Consider the following 24,389-nt stretch of genomic DNA (forward strand, 5'->3'; position numbering starts at 1 on the left):
AGTTTTAATGATTCTATAATTTTGAATATGAAAATAATCTAGAATTAGGCTAGAATCTGAGTCACACTCACTTTGTCTCCTGCACGATCTGCTGACAACATCTCTGCCTCAACCAATTGTAATGAACGAAGTGTACTTTCAGGTGTTGCTTGTGACATCGGTTGCCCCTCTATGAGACATTCTATAAAATAACGAAGTTGACGATAATATCCTCGATCTGATGATAATTCAGCAGTATAACCTGTACTATTATTCGGATTGACTTGCACCATATCGTTGATAAAGACAAGATTACCTTGTTCAAAATTGACCCGATAGCTCATCTCAAATCCATAATCCCCTTGTAGTGTCCAATCGACTTGAGCGTTAACCACTTTGCCATCTGCATAGATATAATTGGTCGATACCACATCATACCCACTACCCGGAACAACATTTCGTGCTATTGAAGAGACATGCTCAGGCAAGCCAAAAACCCACTGAATCATATCGACATCATGAATATGCATATCTAGCATCGCTCCACCACTACGCTCTTTCTCGACAAACCATCCTTTAGGTGTTGCTCCGCCACGGAAAAATGTAGCACTGATCACTTGCCCCAACGATTGCTCGGTCACCACTTTTTGTAAATATTCATAAGCAGGCCAGAAGCGCAGACATTGCCCGATCATCAACTGCTTCTGATGAGCATGAGCCGCATCTACCATTTGTTGACCAGCAGACGTATGAATCGCCATCGGCTTTTCACAGAATACATGGTATCCACGGGCAAGAAGATCGCAAGCAATCGGAGCATGCAGGTCTGTTGGTAAAGTCAGATCAATCACATCCAATGACTCATCAGCCAGCATTTTCTCCAGATCATCATATAAATGGTAAGCCGATAGATCCATTTCTGCGTGATCTGTATCTGTTGCTATATTACCTGTCACGTTCTCATACTTTAATTCTTCAATACGTATATCGCAAATGGCTACAAGCTGTACATCTACACCTTCTGCTGCGAGCCGAACATAATTTTCAAAATGCATATGTCCCATCATTCCAAAACCAACCAATCCTACTTTCACCATAATTGATTCCTCCTTTATGCTAAAATTGCATCCATTGAATAAGACGTATTGTAAATGATTTGATTCGAATGGTATTTGTAGGCAGGGATCATTTCAGCAGTCACGTAGTTGGTATAGCCTATTTTACGCAGAGCGGCAACAACAGCAGGATAATTAACATCACCGGCTAACAAATCAACAAACCCTGCAAGTCCACCTACTTCACGTCGATAGTCTTTGAAATGTACCTTTTTGATATATTGCCCTAGAATCGCTATCCAGTGTTCAGGATAACCTGAATAGACTACATTGCCGACATCGAAATAAGAGCCAACATAATCAGAATGAATCTCATCTAGAAATGTTTTCATTTCAAGCGGTGAAAGCAAAAACTTATTCCATACATTTTCAATACCGATCTGTACACCGATATCTTGCGCTTCTTTGGACAATGTACTGATTGCTTCAAGTGCTCGCTCGTAGGCGATATTATAAGCAACAACAGCATAATCAGGGATAAAGTCTACTCCCACACCTCCCGGAATCACTAGAATCGTATCTACTTCTAGTGCAGCGGCTACTTCCAATTGCTTACGACAAATATCGATAGCTTGCTGCCGAGTCGCTGGGTCATCGCTAGTCATCGCATATTCCCAATATAGCCCTGTCGCTAATCCACTAATTTCTAAGCCTTCACTTGTCACTGTTTCACGAATCGCTGACAATTGTGAATCGGTAACATCTAGCCCTAATTCTCCTTCAGAATTAAGTGATAATTCGATCCCTGCAAAGCCTGCATCTTTTGCGATGTGTGCGCATTCTGCAATACTTAATTGATCCGAGAACGACCAGATATTGATTCCTTTTTTCACAATACCGCCTCCGATATATAGTTGTTAATTACGAAGTAGAAAGGCTATAGATTTATTGATATATCAAGTAATTAACGTTATTCTATCAACAATAAGAGCAAATAGATTTAGAAGAAGGAGAGATTTTTGTGGACAATTCCGGTTTTTCGCATCCGATGTTTTATCGTAAACAGTGCCTTTCTCCAATAGAACAATGGTCACCGAATATTCATTATGCTCAGCATCAGAAGTTACCTACAGGAATATTAGATCAGCGCATCATTTATGATTTTGAACTGTTATATGTACGTAAAGGGGAAGCAGTTACTCATTTTGAAGATGATAGTATTGTGATTCCGGCAGGGCATTTGTTATTGATTCCAGCAGGTGTTGCTCATCGTAACGAAGTCAGGTCTACGCCGAATGCCCATTTTATTGGTATTCATTTTGACTTTTTTCATGAGCTTCAGATTATACGAGATGAAGATTTAATCGTGAACGAACAGAAGATTATCGATACCAAATTTGCGACTGAAGCGATAGCTGAAGGATTCGAGCCTCTTTCCAGTCAGCGTTTATATCTGCCTTCTCCTTCATGTGTGCAATTGATCGAACAACTGGTTCAAGAATTTACGATGCGTCCACCGGGTTATCTACTGGTCTGCAAAGCCTTATTACTACATATTCTCGGTCTACTTCTTCGATCTCAGAAATCGTATAATCATATGAAACCACCTGTACAAGGAGATCGAATCTTAGATATCATGAATCAGATTGAACTTTATCCTGCGGATCATTGGAGTAATGCTAGACTTGCCCATGAACTTAATATGAATGAGGATCATATGATCAAAGTATTCAAAAAAATGGCAGGTATGCCTCCTGGAGAGTATGTACAGATGTTACGTCATCGTGAAGCAAGGCGATTATTGCGAGAAACCAACGGGTCTATCGAAGAAATAGGACGACAAGTCGGTTATCACGATATTCATTATTTCAGCCGTATTTTTCGTAAAAGCGAAGGCATTCCTCCGCGTGCTTATCGTAATTTATCACGGATATTATAATGTTCTCTCGGATATTAATACACTCTATAATTAAGACAACTATGATGAGCGTATACATATCCAAATCAAGCACAAAAACGGCTACCTTGTAAGATAGCCGTTCTCAGGTAAAAATTATATAGGATTCACACACTACTTCTATCAAACAGATACTTACAACTTAATAACCAATCTTAATGCTCTCATTCTCAACAGCTACGCCCTGCGATAACGTTAACGACAGACGTTGTTCTTCTGAGAAGCCAATCGTTTCCCCATGCTCTAAAGTCACATCGTAACTAATAATGTAATCGACAATCATCATCGTAAATTCAAAGACATCACTTAGTGGATGCTCGGAATGAATGATTTCGATTTCGTATTTTCCGAAATTTTGCAGACCTCTTGTATATGCAGAGCGACCTTGCTCATCTTGATATAATCCGATAAAGACCCATAATTGTACAGGTAATTCTTCGTCTTTCAACATTTGAGCACTTTCGACATAGCTCTCCGCAGACACGACCATCGGTTGCATATAGAACGCTAGAGCATCTTTCATCTGCATCAGACTGCTTACGATTTGTGTAAAGAGTAAATGCCCTGCAATCGGATTCGGTGCACCGGATACACTTACGATCACATGAGAACGATGAGTCGCTACCACTTGCTCTGCTTCTGGCCATAGCAGATTATACTGACAGCATTCTTCTACTTCACGGTTAGGAATCGGTGCTGGCATATGAGCAACCACCACTTGCATCCCTTCCACTTCAAAAACGATATTTTCTTCATTCGGCTGATTTTCAATCACGATTTCTGCATCTTTATGTAAATAACTTATAAAGGATTCCCAATCACAAGTCTCACTGCTGAGTAAGGCAAATCCAAGCAACATCGGTGTCTGCCACGAATCCGCTTGATCTGGCAATGCGGTCGGCATTGGAACGATATTATTATATTCTGAAGATGATGTTGTTTCTTCTTTATTTTTACGAAATTTATCAAAAATACCCATAGTGTGATACTCCTTCGCAGATCGTATAGTGGTTCGATTTCACAAAATATAAACCTGTGCATATTGTAGCAGGAATGCGATTAATATTCACTTTTGTTCCTTTATTTGATATAGATGCACTCATAATGATATAAAAAAAGAAGAGCAATCTGCTCTTCTTTTAGCGTACGAATGAAAGTCTAATGATTGTGCTACAATTACTCAGCATTCTCAAAAGCAGCTTCAACTTGTGGAATAATATCATCCCAGCTCGCATCAGGTAATTTACTTATCGTTACAAAATCACGCATCCCAAAAATATTATCAACACCGTCGATACTGATCAATGCGCTTGCTAGTGGATGATCTGTGCTGTCACCTGCTTTAAGCGAAGTGCTAGCTGGACCTTCAAAGATATGTTGATTGGCATTGATTTTGACCGCGTTCGGGTTAGGTGTGTTCTGGATACTCATTTCGATAGCCATAGGGTAATTCCTCCTGATAGTTGGATTAGGGAGTAGATGTTGGTACTAAACAGATCATCTTACTTGGTATCGTAAGATTCCCATTTTGCTTTTAACCAGTTGTCGAACTCTTCGCCTTTTTCGCCTTCATACGTGTTGTAGATATCAGCACGCATTTTTTGCAATTTCACTTTGAAATCTTCAAAGCTATGATCTTTAGGCAAGCTTTTTTTGATACGAATCAATGTTTTAGTTAATCCTTTGAACAATTCAGGCTTCGCTTTAGATGGTTGTTGTACATCTTGTCCTAGACCTCGCAATTGCTTATACGCTGCATCTTGCACAGCATATACTGGATCATTGTTCATCATATGCGTAAGCAGATCAATAATCGGCTGGTGGTTGTATTGTCCTAATTCATTGACAGCGTTTAGACGCTCCTGCCAATCGGATTTGCGGTGAGCCGCTTTTTTTAATTCTTCATAATTTTCTGGTAATTCAAATGACGTACTTTCGAAATGTGATTCTTCTGTCAAAACATTCAATCCCCTTCTATTTTCAAATCCCGTTACTCTTTATTATAATTCAGCTTCTATCTCGATTGAAAGACATTTCGCTGAAAATAACAGTTAATCTGTACTTTTAGTGGTCGGTGTAGACTTGGAATTGCCTTTTTTATCTTTGTCTGCTCTTGTTGCATAAGGTTTAGGTGCACTTTTGGTTTTTTTAGCGCTAGCTTGCCAGCGATTCCAACCTTTTTTGCCCGTTCCGCGACCTGTTCCACCTTTGCTTTTTGCGTTAGCCAAAATATCACTCCGTTAGATGTAATACATAAATCTGCCTGTACGTACAGACATCCCTATGCTTCTTTGTTCTATTGTATCAAACCCTGCCCTATATCACCACCAACTGGAAAAACAAACATCACTTATGTTAAATTTAATATTGATATGTTGAGGCGAATATTAAAGGTTATGGAATAGGAGATATATAGGCATGCGCAAAGTAGGATTATTTATTTATTTAATTCCCATCATTGTGATCAGTATGATTGCATGGAATGATTATGCCGGCGGAATCGAAGAATTGAAAAACAATCCGTCTGCTGTACATGATATCTTTTATTTGGATCAAGGTCGAAAAATAGTAAGTATTGCGGATGGTGAAAAAGGGCTACGAGGGATGATCTATAATGTAAGCAATCATCAATTGGAGAAAGAAATCCCGTTCGTTTCCAATATATTCAAAGATACTGCTGTCGCTTATCAGAATAAGCAATTGGTTGTTGCAACAAAAGACAGTAATGATGTTCTGTCTGTTCATTTGATTGATGCCGATGGAAATAGTAAACAACTGAATCGTAATTCATTGAAAGTGAACGATTATTTGAAAAACAGTACATATACATGGCGTAACCGACTGATCGTGATCAATGATGATTGGACGAATAAAAATCAAACAGCTTCCATGTCCGAAATACAAAATGGACAACTACATTCCGTCGATTTGAGCGATCCTTCTTTGTTGCCTGCTAGACCTACTTCTATAGATGCTAGTTCTAATAGCTTTGAAAGTGATGTCGCCATTCCGATGCTGGTAGCTACGCTTAAAGATGGCACTTCTGCTTATATCAGTGGTATTTTGGATGATCAGTATCGCCCTGCTATCTATCTTGCTAAAGCTGATCAAACGAGCTTTGAAGCCGAAAAACAAGCTCAACAACAGTTTGTGCAACATTTCCAAGCGAATCCAACACGTTTATTACAAGTAGAAAGCGATGATCCAAAACAAGTTCGTTTTTACAATCAAGCAACAGATCAAATAGGCGCATTACTGCCTACGCCTCAACCTGTCTATCAAGCTCAGATCGTTTTGCTGAATGATCAGGAAGTGCTTATAACAGGTTCAACAAACAAAAATGAAGCGGACGGCAAATTAATAGGTTATATTTATAATGAAAAAACAAAACAATTTACAGATATCGCTCCACTTCTCACTAACAAAACCTATGATCAATTAACCAATGTCAATTTCACCTTCTATAAAGAAAATACGACCACACCACTTTATTATTCAGATACCGATGCTTCGGCAGGTTGGTTCGATCCACAAAGTAATACCGTTACACAGATGACAACAGCTGAAGTAGAGCAATGGCAAGGAAATGATCCTGCTAAGCAAAAGTCGTGGCATGGGTTTCTAGCATATCTTTTGGAAGGTGGTCCGATTATATTTAATCTATTGATATGGTTGCTTATTCCTTTGATTTTATTAATCATTCCGCTCATTATCCATTTCGTATTACGTAGACGCAAAGCCAAGCAACTTCAGACAGGAATCGTAACGCAAGCAACGATTATTGCTCGTACGGAAACAGGAACCTATATCAACGATCAACCGCAAGTTCGATTTACTGTTCAATTCGAAGATGAAGGTGTATTACGTAAATTAGATATCAAAAAAGTAGTTCCTTACCTACAGATGCCATCGATTGGCGATTCCGCGATGATCAGCTACGATCGTCGTAAACAGACAGCTATTTTTCTAACAACCGAAGATATTCCTGCACAACCACCATCTCAAATCCTTTATAACGCTGTACTTCAAAAAATTGATACTTATGATCCAGTCAATCGAGGTCAAGCATTATTGCTACATTTTGAATTGGATGGTCAGACTTATTCTGTTCCGGTAGTACAACCAAATGGATTCCACTATCGTCTAGGCGACCAAGCAAATCTGATCCAAATTGGAGGTATGACTCGTCTACTCAGCTATGGTGTACTGACTGATTTGAACAAAACAGACGAGCTTACATTACAAGGTGAAATTATTGGTATTCAGTCTTTTCCCGTTCATATTCAACAACGGCAATTGATGCTGTTGGAAGTATTAGTGACTCAAGACAACCAACGTATTCAGAAGGTCAGCAGTCAATATGTGCCTGCACAGTTAGCTCTGTCTGTCGGTAATCAACTTCCAGTGACTGTAAAGCAAAATGAATTTCAGCGTGATCTACGCTTGATGCAAGGCAAGCAAGGAAGTGCTCAAGTCATCGCTGTAACCTTTAATGGAACTACAGGAGAGCGCCCAATCGCACGCATCACGGCACAACGTGGTGGTTCAGAGTATGTGTTAGAACAATCGATTGAACCTGTGTATGGTGTAGAAGTAGGCGATGAATTATGGATTGCTTATGATGAACAGACACGAGAAGCGATGATTGTGAAGTATGCTTCGATGTAGATAGATTTTAGACAAATTAAGAATATAAATAGAAAAAATCCTTCTTCTTTGCATGTGCAGAGTGAGAAGGTTTTTTTATACTATCATTTTAACTAAACGTAGCGAAATAGGCTTTGGATAAAAACAACATAGCCACCATCACTAGACTAGCTATGACATAACCTAATGTTCCTTTGGCTCCTTCTTTTTTCAAAAACAATCCACCTACTGTCGTTCCGAGTAAAAGTATCCCAGGACTTGCGATTATCAATGCTAATAAAATACCCGTCAAAGGAAATCCGTGTGCAAAATAATGACTCACTTGAATAAACATAAATACAACAGATGCTACATGAAATAGTGCTACTGCTCCCCACAACCACTTAAACCATTTCATCATATTTATTCCTCAATTCATTATTTACAAATATATTCGATTTTTAAATACATTTATTACTGATAATTGATTTTTCTCCCTTTTTTCATTTGAAAGGTTCCACCTTTTGAATACCGATTTGCTTGATAATTTCGTTAACTCGCTCTATATACTGTTGACTCTCTGCATCTATTTTCTCATCTGTATAAGGAAGTTGAGCACCTAATTCTTTAATTTTGAAAAGCTTCAGGATATACAAAATACGCTGTTCACATTCCATAGAGGGTTTCTTCTGCCCGATCGCTGCATCTATCGTTTGGGTGGTTAATGTCTCACCTTTTACAAATCGGTCTTGTACATTGTGCTTCACTTTCACTACATCTTCTTCGCCTGTCTGGAGTGCATCGTCTATCCGTTTGATAGCTTGACCGTAGACATCTGACTGTCCTTCTTCACGAGCGATTCGTGCTTGCAAAATCAAAGCATGCTCTACCCATGTCCAATAATCATAATTTTCTGCAAACGGAATCTGGGACAGTTCATCCAGTAACTCTTTGATCTGTGGCTTCTGATCGCTTTGAGTGATATATAAGAGATAACTTAATTTCACCAATGCCGCCAGATACGCTTTTTGGATCTTTTTATATTTGGCTGGAATCTGCTCTATGTATGAATGTAGTTCTGCTTTCTTTTCGATACGGGTAAATACTTCTTTTAATTGCATCGTAATCCCCTCCATCTGAAATATAGCTTTATTATATTCTAGTTGCTTCCACTTCTTCATGATCTTAACATAAAGCCACAACCTTTTCTCGAAACAATGTGAGAAGGTCGTGGCTCTATTGGTTGTTATATTTGCTAATTATCGTTGTGCGATATAAAGATAGTATACCTGATCTAGTCGAAAATTATACTTTGCAGAAAGCGATCAATTGTTGTAATTCTTCTGCTAACTGTGATAGATGACGAGCAGATGAAGCTACATCTTCCATTGTAGATAACTGTTCTTCACTAGCCGCATTCATTTCATCAATACCCGCAGAACCTTGCTGTGATAGTGCACTTAAATGTTCCATCGCTTCGGCAACTTTTTGAGTTTCTTGAGTGGCATTATTGATTAATGTATTTGTTGAATTGGTTTGTTGGACAGTTGTATTAATAGATTGCTGAATCGCTTCAAATGCAACTGTGACCCGTTGTCCTCCATCAATACTAGCTTGAACACTGTGTACAGAACCTTTTGCTTTATCGACAGCACTTTGACTTTCTTGTTGTACATCTTTGATCAAGCTAGTAATTGTAGTGGAAGAGCTCGCTGAACTTTCAGCCAGTTTACGGATTTCATCAGCAACTACGGCAAATCCTCGTCCAGCATCACCTGCACGCGCGGCTTCAATAGAAGCGTTAAGTGCTAATAGATTGGTTTGTTGAGCAATCTGCTGAATAGCGGAAGAAGCAAATCCAATCTGCTCTGATTTCGCATTTAGATTCGTAAGCACATTTAATGTAGAATGAATATCGCTTGATAATTGTTCAATACGATTTGTAATATCTCGTACTTCATCAATTCCTTTTTCAGCAGTTTGTTGCATGTTTTCGGTCATTTCGCCCACTTGTTGGCTCGTATGAGAGATTTGATCCATCTGACGTGCCATTCCATTTACCGAATCTGTCACTTGAATAACTGTTTGGGTCTGGGAGGTAAAGCCAGTTGCTAATTCGCCAGAAGACGTAGCAATATGAGAAGAAGCCTGTGCTGTTTGCTCTGCACTAGCGGTTAACTCTTCCGAAGATGCAGACAGCGTCATTGCACTTTCATCTACACTTTTAATAATTTTACGCATACTTGCTATAAGCGTATTAAAAGCGGTAGCAACCTGACCAATTTCATCTTTTGCCTGGTAATCTGCTGCTGTTGTAAGATCCCCTTGAGCCGCTTGATTCATCAATTGTTGAACTTTACGTAATGGACGTGAAATAAGTAATGCAATCCATAAGCCGACTAACAAAGACACGAGCAATCCAATAATAATAAAAGTAACCATAACTATAGTAGACCGACTATACGTATTATCAGCCGTAACTTTACTTTGATTGGCTTCATTTACCATACTGGTACGCAAAGTATCTAAATATTTATTCAAAGTAATACGTGTATTTTCTAAATCAGTGTAATTTGACTGAGCAGTCGTAAGATCGCCTGCACCTACCGCATCTAAAATATTCTGCCGAGCGTCTGAAAATGCTATATTTGTTTCTGTAAGATTAGCTAAATTTTGCTGATTTTCAGGACTAAGAGTCGTTTGTTTAAGCAATTCGTATTGTTTACCTGTATCCGAAGCTGTTGTAGCCACTTCTTTTATCAATGTTTCTCTTTCCGTCATATCTGTTGTACGCGTAAGTATTAATAGGCGTTTGGCATTGTTACTATAATTAATAATAATCTGATCCATAGCCATCACAGGTTTCATATTTTTCTCGTACATATCTGTTGCAATGTTAGACATTTGTTTTGTTGAAGTCGTACCGTTAAAGCCTAAAGCAAGCAATAATAGTAGATTAATAATAATTAAAATTACAATTTTGGTACGAACACTTAGATTCTTCATATTCAATAAACCCCTCTGAAAGTTTTTTAGTTTTTATTAGTAATGCCTGATTGTGTATTACTTCATATCACCAACCTCTATCTATGATGTTTATCTAATTAGAATTTTGAAGTATATCGTTATTCAAACTAATGACTTAGCAGCTTAAATTTTGATCAATTAAGACTTTAGCAATACATTAGCTTCAAATTTAACTATATTTATATGTCGGTAGTACTAATTTAAATATGTATAGCAAATCCACCATTTGTTGTAAAAAATATTATTTTGTCGTTTATTGACGAATAAAAACACAAAAAAACTCCTTAATCATAAGGAGTTTTTTTGTGCTTTTATTTTTTATAGATTAACTATTGAATTTAAACCATCACTTTACAAATATCGTTGGTGAATTCTACTGGATCTTGTACCGGTAGACCTTCGATCAACAATGCTTGATTGTATAGTAAGTTCGTATACAGGTTCAACTTGTCTTTATCGTTTTCAAGCGCATTTTTCAGCGATTGGAATACATCATGGTTTACGTTGATTTCCAATACTTTATCAGCTTTCACTCCGCCACCATCTGGCATCGCTTGAAGAATTTTTTCCATTTCAATCGATAGTTCGCCTTCTGTAGATAAGCAGACAGGGTGCGATCTTAGACGTTTGGATGCTTTGACATTGGATACTTTACCTGCCAAAGTCGCTTTCATCGCTTCGAATAGATCTTTATTTTCGTTTTCTTCTGCTTCTGTAGTTTGATCTTTCTCATCCGGTTCGATTCCAAGATCGCCACTAGATACAGATTTGAATGCTTTATCTTTGTATGTGTTGATCATTTTAATAGCAAATTCATCAATATCATCTGTAAAGTATAGAATTTCATACCCTTTATCAGATACCATTTCAGTTTGCGGTAATTTCTCAATACGTTCGATCGATTCACCTGCTGCATAGTAGATGAACTTCTGATCTTCTGGCATTCTGGATACATACTCGTCCAGTGTTACTAATTTCTTCTCATGGGAAGACGCGAACAAAAGAATGTCTTGCAAGTCTTCTTTGTGCATACCATATTCGTTATAGACGCCGAATTTCAATTGTCTGCCGAACGATTGGTAGAACTTCTCATAGTTCTCACGCTCTTCTTTGAGCATCGATTGCAATTGACCTTTGATTTTGTTTTTGATATTTTTAGCGATTAATTTCAATTGACGATCATGTTGTAGCATTTCACGTGAAATGTTAAGAGACAAGTCTTCCGAATCGACCATCCCTTTCACAAAACTAAAGTAATCAGGCAATAGATCGCTACATTTATCCATAATCAATACGCCATTAGAGTATAGTTCTAAGCCTTTTTCATACTCTTTGGTGTAATAATCAAACGGTGTATTTTCTGGAATAAATAGAATCGCGTTATAGACAACAGCTCCATCTGCGCTGATATGAACATGCTTCAGTGGTTTGTCAAAACCATAACGTTTTTCATTATAAAAGTTCTCGTAATCTGCGTCGGTTAGCTCGCTTTTGTTTTTGCGCCAGATCGGAATCATACTGTTCACAGTCTGTTCTTCTGTGTATTCTACATATTCTGGTTCAGCATTTTCGTCCGTGCTTTCTGTTTCTACAGGACGACTGCCGCTGATATCCATTTTGATCGGGTAGCGGATAAAGTCAGAATATTTCTTAATGATCGCTTTTAGACGATATTCTTCCAAATATTCATCGTATTGATCATCTTCTGTATTTTCTTTGATTTTGAGCGTAATCACGGTTCCTACAGTGTCTTTCTCTGTTGGTGTGATTGAATAGCCTTCTGTTCCTTCAGAATGCCACAGGAACGCTTGATCACTACCTAACGCTTTACTCGTTACAGTTACTTCATCTGCCACCATAAACGCCGCATAGAAGCCTACACCGAATTGACCAATAATATTGTGACCGTCTTTTGCTTCATTTTCCTTTTTGAAAGCAAGCGATCCACTTTTGGCGATAATTCCTAGATTGTTCTCAAGGTCTTCTTCGGTCATACCAATCCCTGTATCAGCAATTGTTAACGTTCTAGACGCTTTATCCGCAGATACTTTGATATAATAATCTTCTTTGTGGAATGTCAAAGAATCATCGGTTAATGCTTTATAGTAAATTTTATCAATCGCATCGCTTGCATTAGAGATTAATTCGCGCAAAAAGATCTCCTTTTGCGTATAGATAGAGTTAATCATCATTTCTAATAATCGTTTGGATTCCGCTTTAAATTGCTTGGTAGTCATGAAAAGTAAGTCTCCCTTCGATTCTGCTTTTTTTAGCACTCTGACAATACGAGTGCTAATCGCTACCTTTTATATACCATATACTGATTTTGAATGTCAATTCTTATCACTTAATTTGTTTCTTATATCTGGCAGTAGTATGATAACAACATACATAAGATGTTCTTACTATACACATATGAAGATAAGGAGCGAAATTATATATGTCTTCCTTTTCCAATTTGCTTGATTTGAAACCTTTATCTGGATTCGACTGGTCTTGTTTCAATGGGAATATTGCAACCGCTATCTCTTATTTTGGTAACGATTACTTACACGCTTTTCAGCAGTCATGGACGTTTTCACGATTCGATCAACATGATCTTCCTTATCATTCGCTAGGTCAAGAAACCTATACGTATGAAGAGATTTTAAAATATGCCAATGTAGATTCTATGCTTCATCGTAATATCGCTTTACCGGATGCGCTCCGCAAAATTCATCAAGAACTTGAAGCAGGTCGACCTGTATTGGTTAAATGTGATGCATTCTCTTGCCCATGGTTTCCTGATAATTATCATACTCTGCATAACACACACTTTTTTATTATTGTTGATTATGATGCACAGACGGATGTATTCTCTTGCACAGATGTCTCCTATATGACTCATAATTATAAGCAAAGTGTAGCTGATTTTAGTCAGGGCTTTCTTAATGAAGTGATGACATTCTCGCCTACTACTCGTACTGCTCATACTGAAGAGATGGATATAGATTCATTATTACTGAATATTGCCAAAACCAATCTTGGGCTCCAACCTCAAAGCTATTCTATTTTTGATTCGATGCGTACATTTGCTGATCGATTCGAAGAATGTTATCAGTTAGCGGTGACAGAAATGAACCAATTCGATCTGGGTGCTGCTAATAAGTTACATCTTGAATTATTGTATATTATTCAAGCCCGTATGCAGTTTTTGAGATGGTTAGAACATTATGCGGATACTGAAAATGTAAATATACAACGTATACGAGCCGCTTTTGAACAATCTATCAAAAGTTGGTCGATTGTCCGTATGATGTATCTCAAATTATATGAACCCAAATCTAACAAAGAACATATCTTTAGTACATTGCCTGAAAAGATTAAAGCGATTGCCGCAATGGAAGAAGATATCGCCTATACTATTTTGCATATGGAACAGATGCGAGTACTCAACCTCAAGCTATCCCCAGCTCATACTTCTATCGGGTAGCGGGTCTGTATCTCCCGTCAAAAAACACAAAAAAAGAACTGCCCTTTGCGGAGCAGTTCTTTTTTGACATATTATCGTTTATCGTAAATCTTCCCAATCGCTGAGTGCTTCTTCAATCACTCGTTTGCGTAAAGGTTTACTGATATAGGCGTTCATTTTAGATTCTGAAAGTAAATCTACATTCAGAAGATCAGTAGAACAAGCAATAATATAAGGCTGTTTCTCATTTTCTGAAATGGCAGATCGAATCTGTTGAACAGCTTCAATCCCACCCAATTCTGGCATACGCAAATCCATAAATATCATATCGTATGAATGTTGCGCAGCCAGTTGTACAGCTTCTTTACCATGCCTTGCACCTTTGACTTTATGCCCTAATTTCCTCAACATTTCCATTAACACATACCGGTTAATATCATTGTCATCAGCAATCAAGATCTCAAGGTTTTTTGTTGTCATATATTCGGAAGAATAGACCACCTCTCTAATAAACCTGGTGATACATCTATCCGATCGTTAACCTGCTTTTTGATGTTGTTTTTTGTTCTTCACTTTAAGTGAAGTATCAATATCTTTGAAGCCGATAAATTTCTTCGTATCTTCATTCCAAATACGGAAACGTAACGACTGCAAGCTAGTCAATAATGTAATTGTCTGTACATCTTGCAATACAGGACTTGTATTATGCGCGGACTCCAAGAAGTAATTGGGTACACGTGAGCTTAAATGATGAATATGGTGGAAACCGATGTTACCAGTAATCCAGTGCAATACTCTAGGAAGTTTGTAGAAAGAGCTACCATGCATAGCCGCTTTAACATAATTCCAGTTTTCTTCTTCTTCAAAGTAACTTTCTTCAAACTGATGCTGTACATAGAACAACCAGATACCGCCTACGCCAGACATAAAGAAGATTGGACCTTGAATCATTAGAAATGCTTGCCAACCGATTCCCCAGCACAGCAAACCGATAATTACAACAAGCGCTACGTTAACCATATACGTATTCATACGCTCTTTTTTCGGAGCACCTTTACGGTTAAAACGGTAGATCAATAAAAATGTATAAATAGGACCGATCGTAAACATAATCATCGGATTACGATACATACGGTACACCCAACGACGTAATGGAGATAATGCTAAATATTCGTTCACAGTTAATGTCCAGATATCGCCTGTTCCGCGTTTATCTAAATTACCATTAGTTGCGTGATGCATAGAGTGGCTATAACGCCATTGATCATAAGAACATAAAGTCATAATACCTGTAATGTTACCTACAATAGTATTTGCTTTACGGTTTTTGAAAAAGGAACGATGACAGCAATCATGAAAAATAATAAAGGTGCGAACTAAGAATCCGCCAGCAAGTACCATAATAGGGATAGTCAACCAGTAGGATACTGATAAACTAAGGTATGCAAGATACCATAGACCGAAAAATGGAACAAGTGTATTAATCAGTTGCCATACACTGTATTTCGTGTTTGATTTCTCATAGGGAGCTAAACTTTTACGCCAATTGTCTTGATCTTTCGTCACACGCGCAGTGGACATATTTGGGTGCTTCCTCTCTTGGGATCGATTCGTAACCTACTTCACAATGATTCCACAGTAGTCACTCATGGAACCCCCGAGAAAGATTAAGTTATCACATAGGGCTTTTTGAACATTTTCGAAAAATTAGTACCTGCCTATATACTCTATTGTATTACGTTACATAGGTGCTTGTAAACCAAGCTAGCTCTTTTCACAGGATATCCATACAATATGTCTAAAAACCAAACTTTTACATATTCACATATATACATAACAAAAAAAGATTATTCAAAGAACCGCATTTTCTGCTGATTCTCTAAATAATCTTTAGTCGATTGCTTCTTACACACGAAGCTATTTTGTGTACCATTACCCGGGAAATATAGAATTCATTATACGATCTGCCCATTACTTCTATACTACTTATACAAGTATTAGGAAGCTCAATAACATATTCCTGTTTCTTTATTCATTTTATTATAAGTCTTTGTGCATATTGATCATGACAAATTAACTTTAGAGCTAACTAATCCTTACATCTTCAAAAATAAATATAGTTCTTTTGCAGGGATAAATCGTCCAGCTAAAGTTATAAAGAGCCATAAAAAGGATAGAACAAACAAAAAGACCTCATAAAATCAGGTCTTTTTTGTTTTGTTATTCCATTTTTTACGTAATTTCAATTTTGAATCTACCTTCTGTTTCTAAAGTAGCATTTACAAAATAGAATAAAAATGATTTTAATTTTACTCATTTTATTCTTTAAAATGCTATGTCATTCTTCGCTTTCCTTATTTAATTTGAAATGAAGAACTTTACATATTATTGACTTGACTATTCAAATTTGAGACTCTATAGTTATTTATTGTAATTAAATACATAATTTTTACATTTTTATCTCAGTCATTTTTTCTGCTATTTGTTCTCTTTTTGAAGCGGTTCAATATGCAAATATTCGAACTCCACATGACAGCCATCTCCTTGTGGGCTACATGCATATACACCACATTGAAAAGGCGTTTGATCATTTTGATCATCAAACAAATGAGCGATCCGTATTTGATTCCATTTCAGTTCTGAAGCATCATCTTGTTCTTGTTCGGCATATTCAATTGTGTAATCACCCGCTTCACGGCGAATACGAAATAAAAGTTCGGTCTCGCCTGCAACAAAGTTTTGGGTAGACCAATCTGAATATCCATTGTTGGTAACAACGGCACCTAACTTGGCATGACCATCTGTTTCAAATTCTACAGAAGTCTTAAGCCAGCAATGTTCTGAAAAACGAATCATCAATCCAGCTTGATCATATTGGTGAACTGGATATGTACGCACTTTCGTTGTCATAATCATGTCACCTGTCATCTCGGCAAATAGAAAATGTCCGTTGTCTACTCGAAATCCATAATGTGTTTTTTGCCAGAAATCAGTTTTCGCTAATGGTTTGAAAGTAAGGACTTGTTTCTCTGAAGAGACTTCCCATTCCTCAGGTGGACAGTGCCATTGCAGTCGTTCATCCATAGCCTTACCTTGAAAGTTTTCTAATAGTTGACTCATTCCCTATCACTCCTTATTCGATGAATACATAGATGGCAGTTTCTGTACAAGATCTGCCTTCATTCATTATGTTGATCATAGATGGAAATTTCAAGTGTATTTGATTATTTATGGAAGGGTGATGATGTTGAAAAGGATTTTTGGATTAAGTTGTGGCTTTTACTTTCTAATCGGAATTACCAGTGTTTTGTTAGGCGCTCTGCTGCCCGTTATTTTGCCTCACTACGGTAAAGATTACAGCGATGGAGGCACATTGTTATTTTTACAATTCATGGGCTTTCTTGTGGGGGTAGTTGTTTCTCCTTCTTTATCTGCATGGGTCGGACGCAAACATATGTTACTGATTGCATTAGGGGCAATTACGATTGCTTATGCAATGATGGGTACTTTGCCAGTATGGGGTTGGATGGTCACGATGACGATTTTTGTAGGCTTTGGTTCAGGTATTATCGAATCTTCGATTGGAGCCTTTACGATCGAATTCGCTGAAGCGCAAAAAGCAGTCGCGATGACCAAGCTAGATGTTTATTTTGGAGTAGGTTCATTATTAATTCCTGCTTTAGCAAGTCTGTATATTTTCTTAAATGTATGGCAGTTGTCTTTCTACACTGTTGCATTAGCTACTCTTCTCTTACTGTTATTCTGGATCACCATGCCAGCAGATAGTTCTGCGCAACTTCGGCGTATTCAAGAACATGATGCCGATCATACCGGAGCTGTCGTGAAACGAAAATATAGCGGTAAACAATTACAATTTCTCAGTATTTTCATCTTATTCTTTTTTGTATACATGGGTCTTGAATTAGGAGTGATGAATTTTCTACCTTCTATTCTGATCGAAAGTATTTCGATTAGTGATTCAGCTGCTTCGCTCAGTGTCACTTTTTTCTGGGCAGCCATGACGATTGGTCGGTTATTTGTCGGTCGTATAGCAGAATCGATTCGTTATGTTCCTTTCTTGATTGGTAGTTCGCTTGGCATGATGCTGATGATTATTGGACTTGCTTTGGTTTCTCATCCTGTAGCGATGTATATTTTGATTTTTGCTATCGGCTTATTTATGTCAGGACTATTCTCTATCGCTTTAGTATTCGCTAATTCTCTTATTCCAGGAATGACCGAACGTACAACCAGTATTCTGATTGCTGCTGGTGGAATCGGTGGATCGGTCTTGCAGTATGTGATCGGTTGGAGTATGGCGAATTGGTCTGTCGGACCTACGTTATGGGTATTTGCTGGATTCTCATTGGTGCTGTTAATTAGTATTGCTTTTACTTCTCAATGGAGTACTTCACAAGCCAAATTAACATCAAGAGTGCAATCCTAGATCCATACTCTGTAAGGGAGGTGAGGAACAGCGATCCAAGAAACGATTGTAGTTGAGTGGTATCAATGACAGAGCATTTTAGCAGATCAAGTCTATTTGAACTTAAAATCAGGAGGCAAATCATGCAAACTTTAACTGAGAATCGGTTTCGTTATGGTAGAGGTATTAAATTAATTGACGATACAGGTACAGAATATATAGATGGTGTATCCGGTACATTTAATCTTTCTCTTGGATACAATCACCCGTATGTAGTGCAAAAAGTGCAAGAGCAAGTTGGCAATCTGACACATATGTCGTCTACGTTTACAGAACCTTATGTCGATGAAGTGTTATCTCATTTGTTAGAATATGCACCAAATGGGATTGATACAGGCTGGATGCGTGACATCACGGGTTCCACTGCAAACGAATGCGCAACTAAAATTGCTCAAAAATATACTGGTGATACCGATATTGTCAGCCTTTTCTACTCTCATCATGGACAGACACAATTTGCCACAGGTATTTCGGGTAATGCTTTCCGTCGTAAAGGATTTCCGAATTCCTCTGTTCCCAATTCTCTGCATGTCCCTGCACCTTATTGCTATCGTTGCCCGTTCGATGCCAAGCCGTCCAATTGTGGAATGAAATGTGTAGAAGCGCTAGCCGATCAGATTGAGTATGGCGGTTCTGGTTCTACAGCTTGTATGATTATCGAACCGATTCTAGGTAACGGTGGTAATATTATGCCTCCACCTGAGTATTTCAAAGGTATTCGTCAGTTGTGCGATGAGCAAAATATCATCTTGATCGCAGATGAAGTACAGACAGGTATTGGTCGTACTGGTTATATGTTTGCAAGTACATTATTCGATATTAAACCTGATATCATTACGCTGGCTAAAGGACTTGGTGGTATCGGTGTCCCTGTTGCTGCGGTCTTGATGCAGTCTCGTCTAAATGTCCTTGAAAAACATGAGCATTCCTTTACTTCAGGTAGTAATCTGATCTCTGTTACAGCAGCTAAATCAACATTGGAAGTTGTGTCTGAACCTGGATTCATGGAAGATGTACAACGCAAAGGAAAATTACTGGGCGATTTGCTTTTAAATTTGGAAGAGAAATATAACTGTATTGGTGAAGCTCGTGGCGTAGGTCTAATGTGGGGTCTAGAAATCGTAGATGAATATAATGCTCCAGATACCAACAAAATGAATGCGATTATCAATTTTGCTTTTGCTGATCAACAATTAATTCTACGTGGTTCTCGTTATGGATTCGGTAATGTTGTTAAAGTTCGTCCTTCTCTTACTGTAACAGATGAAGAGATTGTAGAGATTATCCGTCGTCTTGACCTCGTTTTGTCGTCTTTGGATTAAAGCGCTTTTACTTAATTACGTTAAAATTATGTATATACGTTGTTATCTGAATTTAAAAGAATACGCTTAGCTTTAATATGAGGAGGAATATTATGTTATCACTTGTCTACAAATCAGCTTGGGACGTTGCTCTGGAAGAAAGACCACAACCACAAATTACGCAGGAAAATCAAGTGCTGGTACGCATTCATGCAACAGGCGTATGCGGAACTGACCTTGGTATCGTAAGTGGCAAATACCATGCCAAATCGTCCATCATTTTGGGACATGAATCGGCTGGAGAAGTCGTACAAGTCGGTGATCGGGTGACGACGCTACAAGTTGGGGATCGCGTTGTGATTGACCCTACTTACTATTGCGGTCAGTGTAATATGTGTCGTACAGGAAGGCAGAACCATTGTTTACATAAAAGCACCACGGAGACAGGAGTCAGTAGTGATGGTACATTTACCGATTACTATGTAACCGAAGATCGGTTCCTTTACAAATTAGCAGATCATGTTAGTTATGCAGAAGCTACGCTAACTGAACCTTTAAGTTGTATGCTGACAGGTATTAATCAGATTCAATTACTTCCTAACTTCCGCACGATTATTTTGGGAGCGGGTCCGATCGGGATGTTATACAGTTATGCTTTGGCTTCCAAAGGGGTGTCCGGTAGTATTGTCGATATCTCACAGGATCGCTTGCATATTGCAGGTGCGATAGCGCCGGAACGTTGGGATACTCATAACTCTTTTGAAAGTGCATTAACGCATATTTCTCCATCCGATCATCAAGTGGATCTGATTGTGGATACAACAGGAGCTGTAGGGACAACTGTCCTTTCTAATCTAGCACATGGTGGATATCTGATGCTTGTAGGTCTGCGTGATGGAGTTAGCTCTTTCAACCCTAAAGAAGTTGTTGACCGTAGTCTCAAAATTATCGGTTCGATCGATTCTTTAGGTACATTTGCGACTGCTCATTATATGATCGAACGCAATCTGATTCCAGCAAGTAAGCTGATTACGCACACTTTTGCACTGCAAGATTATGAAGAAGCGTTCCAGACGCTAGGTTGTAATATCAGCAGTGGTACATTGACACCATCTTCAAATGCTATTAAAGTCGTTTTACAATCTACTTAATTGGATCTGAAGAATGGAGGTCAATTCAATATGGCATCAGAACATCTTAATCATCCTTCATCCCCATTGTGGCAAGACCCGCCGATTCAAGCGTTCATTTTTGATATGGATGGTGTGTTGATCGACAGTGAACCTATTTATTTTGAAATTGAAAAAAGTTCTTTTCAGCATCTAGGGGCTACGGTTGAAGAAACAGAACATCATACGTATGTAGGGGTGACGCTAGAATCGATGTTCCAACAGGTACTGGATAAGCATCAGCTGAATCATGTACTTGCTGAAGTGCTAGCATTTCATAAAGAAAATGTAATGAAGGTGATGCAAGGTCATGAAGAGCTACAAGCTTTTGATCATGTAGAACAATGGATTCAATGGTTGTCTAACTCGGGAATCAAGCTGGCAGTCGCTTCCTCTTCTCCACGTTCTTTAATCGAATTGATTTTGGAACGTACGGGATTACGTCCTTTCTTCACCGTGATGGTCAGTGGTGAAGAAGTAGCTCATGGTAAGCCTGCACCCGATATTTTCTTACATGCGGCAGAGCTATTACAGGTCGATCCGCAACATTGTGTAGTAATCGAAGATTCTCGCAATGGTGTCCAAGCAGCGAAAGATGCAGGTATGCGCTGTATCGGTCATCAGAATCCAGGTTCAGGCAATCAAGATTTGAGCAAAGCAGATATCATTATTCATAGTTATGCGGAGTTATTGGAATTACGTGATTCTCTGCATATCGGTGTACGTTCATAAGACAAATATTAGATAATCCAAAAGCCTTATTCCTTCTATTAGGAGTAAGGCTTTTTTGCTATACATCAGAATAATAAGATTCGAGTATAATTCTTTCTATTTTATAAATCAAAATCTTGAGCTTCAGGACTTAGATAACGAATATGATGCATATACGTACGAACTTTCTGATCTTGAACAGTATCATATTCAAAGTTCATTTGCTTGGCGACATCACAAGCCGTTTGCCGAAATAAATCCATCATTACATCTAATGCTTGCCAGATCTTCTCTTCATCCGCAGTAGGATAAGTCGCTAATAACTGTGTCCATACAGATGGTTCAAGAAAAGATTGTAGATACTTATGGTTTTTCCCGATGCTCACTTTGAATGCTGTATCGATCCCTACTTGCCATGTTAACATTTGCAATACCATGGGACGAATATAAAGATGGAGATGATCCAATACGTATATCATTTCCTGTCTCCATAACCCTTTAGCGGCATACGTCGATACCCACCAAAATTCATTACAACAATTAGCATACTGTTGTGCGGTTGGCGATGTAATATGATAATCCTCATCTGTCGGTGGCAAAAGTTCCGGCATACGCTGATCTTTGTCTAGCAGTACGTCAATAAGCTTATCTTCATGAATATAAGTCGCTTGAAGAGACAGAGGAAATAATCTGAGATCAATTCGGTTCCCATCCGCCAGTAACATCAAATAAGCAAATCGTCCATCATTATCTTCAAGCGAATCTCCCATAGCATCTGGCATTTGCATTATAATCTTTTCACCGAAATAATCTGTCCAATCACAGTCTTCTATAAAAGATTGCACATCGGTTACCAGATACACGATATCGTAATCTTGAAAAATATCGACCAGTACTTTGCTATTCACACGCGACCCATTCATCGCCACTACCCGCACCCGTTCATCCTGCTCCGCAAATTGCATAATTAAATCCATCATCTGCTGTTGATTACGTATATGAGATCATCCTTTCTTTAGAAAAGAAACATGTCTTCGCACATATAGCAACTCTGTTGAGTACTCACTACTTTTAATAGGATATCCAAAGGATGGGATTATTTATCTTTTATACTCTTGCTCATAGATTCTATGCACACGCTCGCTGATTATAGATGCACTCTGTTTAAACTTTAACCGAGTAGTCTTGCCTTTAACAATATAATCACCTGCTACCAATAACGAACGATTTTCTCCTAAAGCCGCGTCATATAATAAAGAGGCTCCATGCGTCGGAGCTGGAAAAAATAATCGCGTCAGGATTTGGATAAAAAACGGAATCCCTGATTTTTTACCCGAACGTAGCGTATTATTGCCACCCGGATCAACACTTAACAACTTCATTCCTTTGAGATGTTCAAATTCAGAAGCACGTTCAGAAGTCCACAGCGATAAAGCTAACTTAGCTGTTGCATAGGCACCAATTAGAGGCTTAAATGTTGTCGGATGTTCTAACTGATCAGGATCAAATGTTAACCGTGTAGCAAATACAGCGCTGGATGTATTAATCACCGTACGTAGATTTCCCTGCTGAAGTAGCTTCTCCAGTTCTTTCAAAATAATATAGGGAGCTACAGTCTGTGTATCAAAGTGAAGCTCACGTCCTTGCGGGGAAAAGCTTAATTCAGGATAACTTCCACCTGCATTATTATATAATATATCAATATGGATTTCTCGGGCTTGAATCTGTGTGAGTGCTGTTCGTAACTGTTCAAAATCAGATACATCAGCCACATAAATACGTAAGCGCTGATCTTGGATAGCTTGTTGAATCTGTATATCATCCGTAGCAAAGGAAGATCGAATAATCGCAATCACCTGCCATTGTTCCTCTAATAATCGATGAGTCAAAGCAAGACCAATTCCATGATTGGCTCCAGTAATACAAGCAACCCGTGCTAAAGATTTAGTATCCATCTGTTTTCCTCCTATTAAAATGAACCATTTTCACCCTTTATGACAAAGGGTTGAGTTCACTCTACAACTTGGAGTCGAATCGAAGTCAACTTCACATAAATAGATTGACTTGGAGTCAACTCCAAGTTGTACACTAATCATATGATCTTAAAGGAGTGATCCAGCATGAATCGAACCGAAGCATTTTCAATCAAAGAAGCTGCCTATCAAAGTGGACTGTCCGAAGATACGATTCGTTATTATGAGAAGATTCAATTACTTCCACAACCGAATCGCAAATCTAACGGTCACCGTGTATACGATCATACTAATATTGAAAAAATGAAATTAATCTTATGTCTGAAAAAAACAGGTTTGTCTTTGGAAGAAATGCGACCGTATGTCCAGTTATCTTTAGATAGTGATCTAACCGATTATCCTGAACTTTATCATATGCTACAACAGCATCAACATACTATTCAGGAACATATTCAATCGTTGCAACAGATATCTCATTTTATTGATATCGTGTTAGAACGTACACCTTCCTTACGCCCTCCTGCAACATCTTGTACAAGCGAATCTCAAGATCACCGTGTTCCTTTGAACAGACACAACCTTTTGAAAAGCTCAGTCTCTTAATCATCCTTAACCAAAAAAGAACAAGTCAAAGGCATTACGCCTAGACTTGTT

At 38.3% G+C, this 24,389-nt stretch carries 23 protein-coding genes; 8 read left to right on the plus strand and 15 right to left on the minus strand.

All coding sequences use genetic code 11. From position 1 onward, the window contains the following. Positions 1–44: 44 nt before the first annotated feature. Together PTI45_RS06950 and PTI45_RS06955 are read right to left on the minus strand one after the other, a co-directional pair. Positions 45–1,076 carry a Gfo/Idh/MocA family protein gene (locus tag PTI45_RS06950; RefSeq protein WP_069326810.1) on the minus strand — a complete coding sequence of 344 codons (1,032 nt, stop codon included), beginning with the start codon at positions 1,074–1,076 and terminating at the stop codon, positions 45–47. Positions 1,077–1,090: 14 nt separating this feature from the next. Next, on the minus strand, positions 1,091–1,927 hold the full coding sequence (locus PTI45_RS06955; protein WP_069326811.1) for a sugar phosphate isomerase/epimerase family protein: 837 nt from the start codon (positions 1,925–1,927) through the stop codon (positions 1,091–1,093). A gap of 128 nt (positions 1,928–2,055) precedes the next feature. Here PTI45_RS06955 and PTI45_RS06960 point away from each other — a divergent pair, with 128 nt between their 5' ends. Further along, a complete protein-coding gene (locus PTI45_RS06960; protein WP_245703445.1) occupies positions 2,056–2,973 on the plus strand; it encodes an AraC family transcriptional regulator in 918 nt (305 codons plus the stop codon). Positions 2,974–3,133: 160 nt separating this feature from the next. Here the strand turns inward: PTI45_RS06960 and PTI45_RS06965 are convergent, their stop codons facing one another. From PTI45_RS06965 to PTI45_RS06980, 4 genes are all read right to left on the minus strand, one after another. After that, complete coding sequence (locus PTI45_RS06965; RefSeq protein ID WP_083243394.1) at positions 3,134–3,970, minus strand: DUF4261 domain-containing protein; 837 nt, start codon at positions 3,968–3,970, stop codon at positions 3,134–3,136. 197 nt (positions 3,971–4,167) lie between these two features. After that, positions 4,168–4,434 (minus strand): NifU N-terminal domain-containing protein, encoded by a 267-nt coding sequence (locus tag PTI45_RS06970; protein ID WP_069326812.1) that lies wholly within the window; start codon positions 4,432–4,434, stop codon positions 4,168–4,170. 59 nt (positions 4,435–4,493) lie between these two features. Beyond that, positions 4,494–4,949 (minus strand): HEAT repeat domain-containing protein, encoded by a 456-nt coding sequence (locus tag PTI45_RS06975; RefSeq protein ID WP_069326813.1) that lies wholly within the window; start codon positions 4,947–4,949, stop codon positions 4,494–4,496. 93 nt (positions 4,950–5,042) lie between these two features. Then, the gene (locus tag PTI45_RS06980) at positions 5,043–5,219 is read right to left on the minus strand and encodes a DUF3934 family protein (RefSeq protein ID WP_069326814.1); all 177 of its coding nucleotides are present in this window, start codon (positions 5,217–5,219) and stop codon (positions 5,043–5,045) included. Between the two features lie 190 nt (positions 5,220–5,409). Between PTI45_RS06980 and PTI45_RS06985 the strand changes: the two genes are divergently transcribed. Next, on the plus strand, positions 5,410–7,659 hold the full coding sequence (locus PTI45_RS06985) for a hypothetical protein (protein WP_069326815.1): 2,250 nt from the start codon (positions 5,410–5,412) through the stop codon (positions 7,657–7,659). 88 nt (positions 7,660–7,747) lie between these two features. Here PTI45_RS06985 and PTI45_RS06990 read toward each other — a convergent pair whose 3' ends face one another. From PTI45_RS06990 to htpG, 4 genes are all read right to left on the minus strand, one after another. Beyond that, entirely contained in the window at positions 7,748–8,035 is a 288-nt protein-coding gene (locus PTI45_RS06990) for a hypothetical protein (RefSeq protein WP_069326816.1), read from the minus strand. Between the two features lie 85 nt (positions 8,036–8,120). Next, positions 8,121–8,738, minus strand: coding sequence for a DUF6707 family protein (locus PTI45_RS06995; protein ID WP_069326817.1), 618 nt, complete (start codon positions 8,736–8,738; stop codon positions 8,121–8,123). Positions 8,739–8,922: 184 nt separating this feature from the next. Further along, positions 8,923–10,623 (minus strand): methyl-accepting chemotaxis protein, encoded by a 1,701-nt coding sequence (locus PTI45_RS07000; RefSeq protein WP_069326818.1) that lies wholly within the window; start codon positions 10,621–10,623, stop codon positions 8,923–8,925. A gap of 359 nt (positions 10,624–10,982) precedes the next feature. Continuing rightward, on the minus strand, positions 10,983–12,881 hold the full coding sequence (gene htpG, locus PTI45_RS07005; protein ID WP_069326819.1) for a molecular chaperone HtpG: 1,899 nt from the start codon (positions 12,879–12,881) through the stop codon (positions 10,983–10,985). Positions 12,882–13,084: 203 nt separating this feature from the next. Between htpG and PTI45_RS07010 the strand changes: the two genes are divergently transcribed. Beyond that, complete coding sequence (locus PTI45_RS07010) at positions 13,085–14,116, plus strand: BtrH N-terminal domain-containing protein (protein WP_069326820.1); 1,032 nt, start codon at positions 13,085–13,087, stop codon at positions 14,114–14,116. Positions 14,117–14,194: 78 nt separating this feature from the next. Here PTI45_RS07010 and PTI45_RS07015 read toward each other — a convergent pair whose 3' ends face one another. The 3 genes from PTI45_RS07015 to PTI45_RS07025 form a co-directional block, all read right to left on the minus strand. Then, entirely contained in the window at positions 14,195–14,575 is a 381-nt protein-coding gene (locus PTI45_RS07015) for a response regulator (protein ID WP_069326821.1), read from the minus strand. A gap of 57 nt (positions 14,576–14,632) precedes the next feature. Beyond that, positions 14,633–15,676, minus strand: coding sequence for a Delta(5) desaturase DesA (gene desA / locus PTI45_RS07020; RefSeq protein ID WP_069326822.1), 1,044 nt, complete (start codon positions 15,674–15,676; stop codon positions 14,633–14,635). Positions 15,677–16,573: 897 nt separating this feature from the next. After that, a complete protein-coding gene (locus PTI45_RS07025) occupies positions 16,574–17,215 on the minus strand; it encodes a DUF1349 domain-containing protein (RefSeq protein ID WP_069326823.1) in 642 nt (213 codons plus the stop codon). A 127-nt stretch (positions 17,216–17,342) separates the two neighbouring features. Between PTI45_RS07025 and PTI45_RS07030 the strand changes: the two genes are divergently transcribed. From PTI45_RS07030 to PTI45_RS07045, 4 genes are all read left to right on the plus strand, one after another. Next, complete coding sequence (locus PTI45_RS07030; RefSeq protein ID WP_069326882.1) at positions 17,343–18,542, plus strand: MFS transporter; 1,200 nt, start codon at positions 17,343–17,345, stop codon at positions 18,540–18,542. A gap of 122 nt (positions 18,543–18,664) precedes the next feature. Then, on the plus strand, positions 18,665–19,903 hold the full coding sequence (locus tag PTI45_RS07035) for an aspartate aminotransferase family protein (protein WP_069326824.1): 1,239 nt from the start codon (positions 18,665–18,667) through the stop codon (positions 19,901–19,903). A gap of 92 nt (positions 19,904–19,995) precedes the next feature. Then, a complete protein-coding gene (locus tag PTI45_RS07040) occupies positions 19,996–21,033 on the plus strand; it encodes a zinc-dependent alcohol dehydrogenase (protein ID WP_069326825.1) in 1,038 nt (345 codons plus the stop codon). 30 nt (positions 21,034–21,063) lie between these two features. After that, positions 21,064–21,783 (plus strand): HAD family hydrolase, encoded by a 720-nt coding sequence (locus PTI45_RS07045; RefSeq protein ID WP_069326826.1) that lies wholly within the window; start codon positions 21,064–21,066, stop codon positions 21,781–21,783. A gap of 101 nt (positions 21,784–21,884) precedes the next feature. Here PTI45_RS07045 and PTI45_RS07050 read toward each other — a convergent pair whose 3' ends face one another. Further along, positions 21,885–22,760 carry an aminoglycoside 6-adenylyltransferase gene (locus tag PTI45_RS07050; protein WP_083243395.1) on the minus strand — a complete coding sequence of 292 codons (876 nt, stop codon included), beginning with the start codon at positions 22,758–22,760 and terminating at the stop codon, positions 21,885–21,887. A 102-nt stretch (positions 22,761–22,862) separates the two neighbouring features. Then, positions 22,863–23,717, minus strand: a complete 855-nt coding sequence (locus PTI45_RS07055; protein ID WP_069326828.1) for an SDR family NAD(P)-dependent oxidoreductase — start codon at positions 23,715–23,717, stop codon at positions 22,863–22,865. Positions 23,718–23,882: 165 nt separating this feature from the next. Between PTI45_RS07055 and PTI45_RS07060 the strand changes: the two genes are divergently transcribed. After that, positions 23,883–24,338 carry a MerR family transcriptional regulator gene (locus PTI45_RS07060; protein ID WP_069326829.1) on the plus strand — a complete coding sequence of 152 codons (456 nt, stop codon included), beginning with the start codon at positions 23,883–23,885 and terminating at the stop codon, positions 24,336–24,338. The last annotated feature ends 51 nt before the right edge of the window (positions 24,339–24,389 follow it).

Origin of the sequence: Paenibacillus nuruki, assembly GCF_001721045.1 — a bacterium.
Taxonomy (GTDB): Bacteria; Bacillota; Bacilli; order Paenibacillales; family Paenibacillaceae; genus Saccharibacillus; species Saccharibacillus nuruki.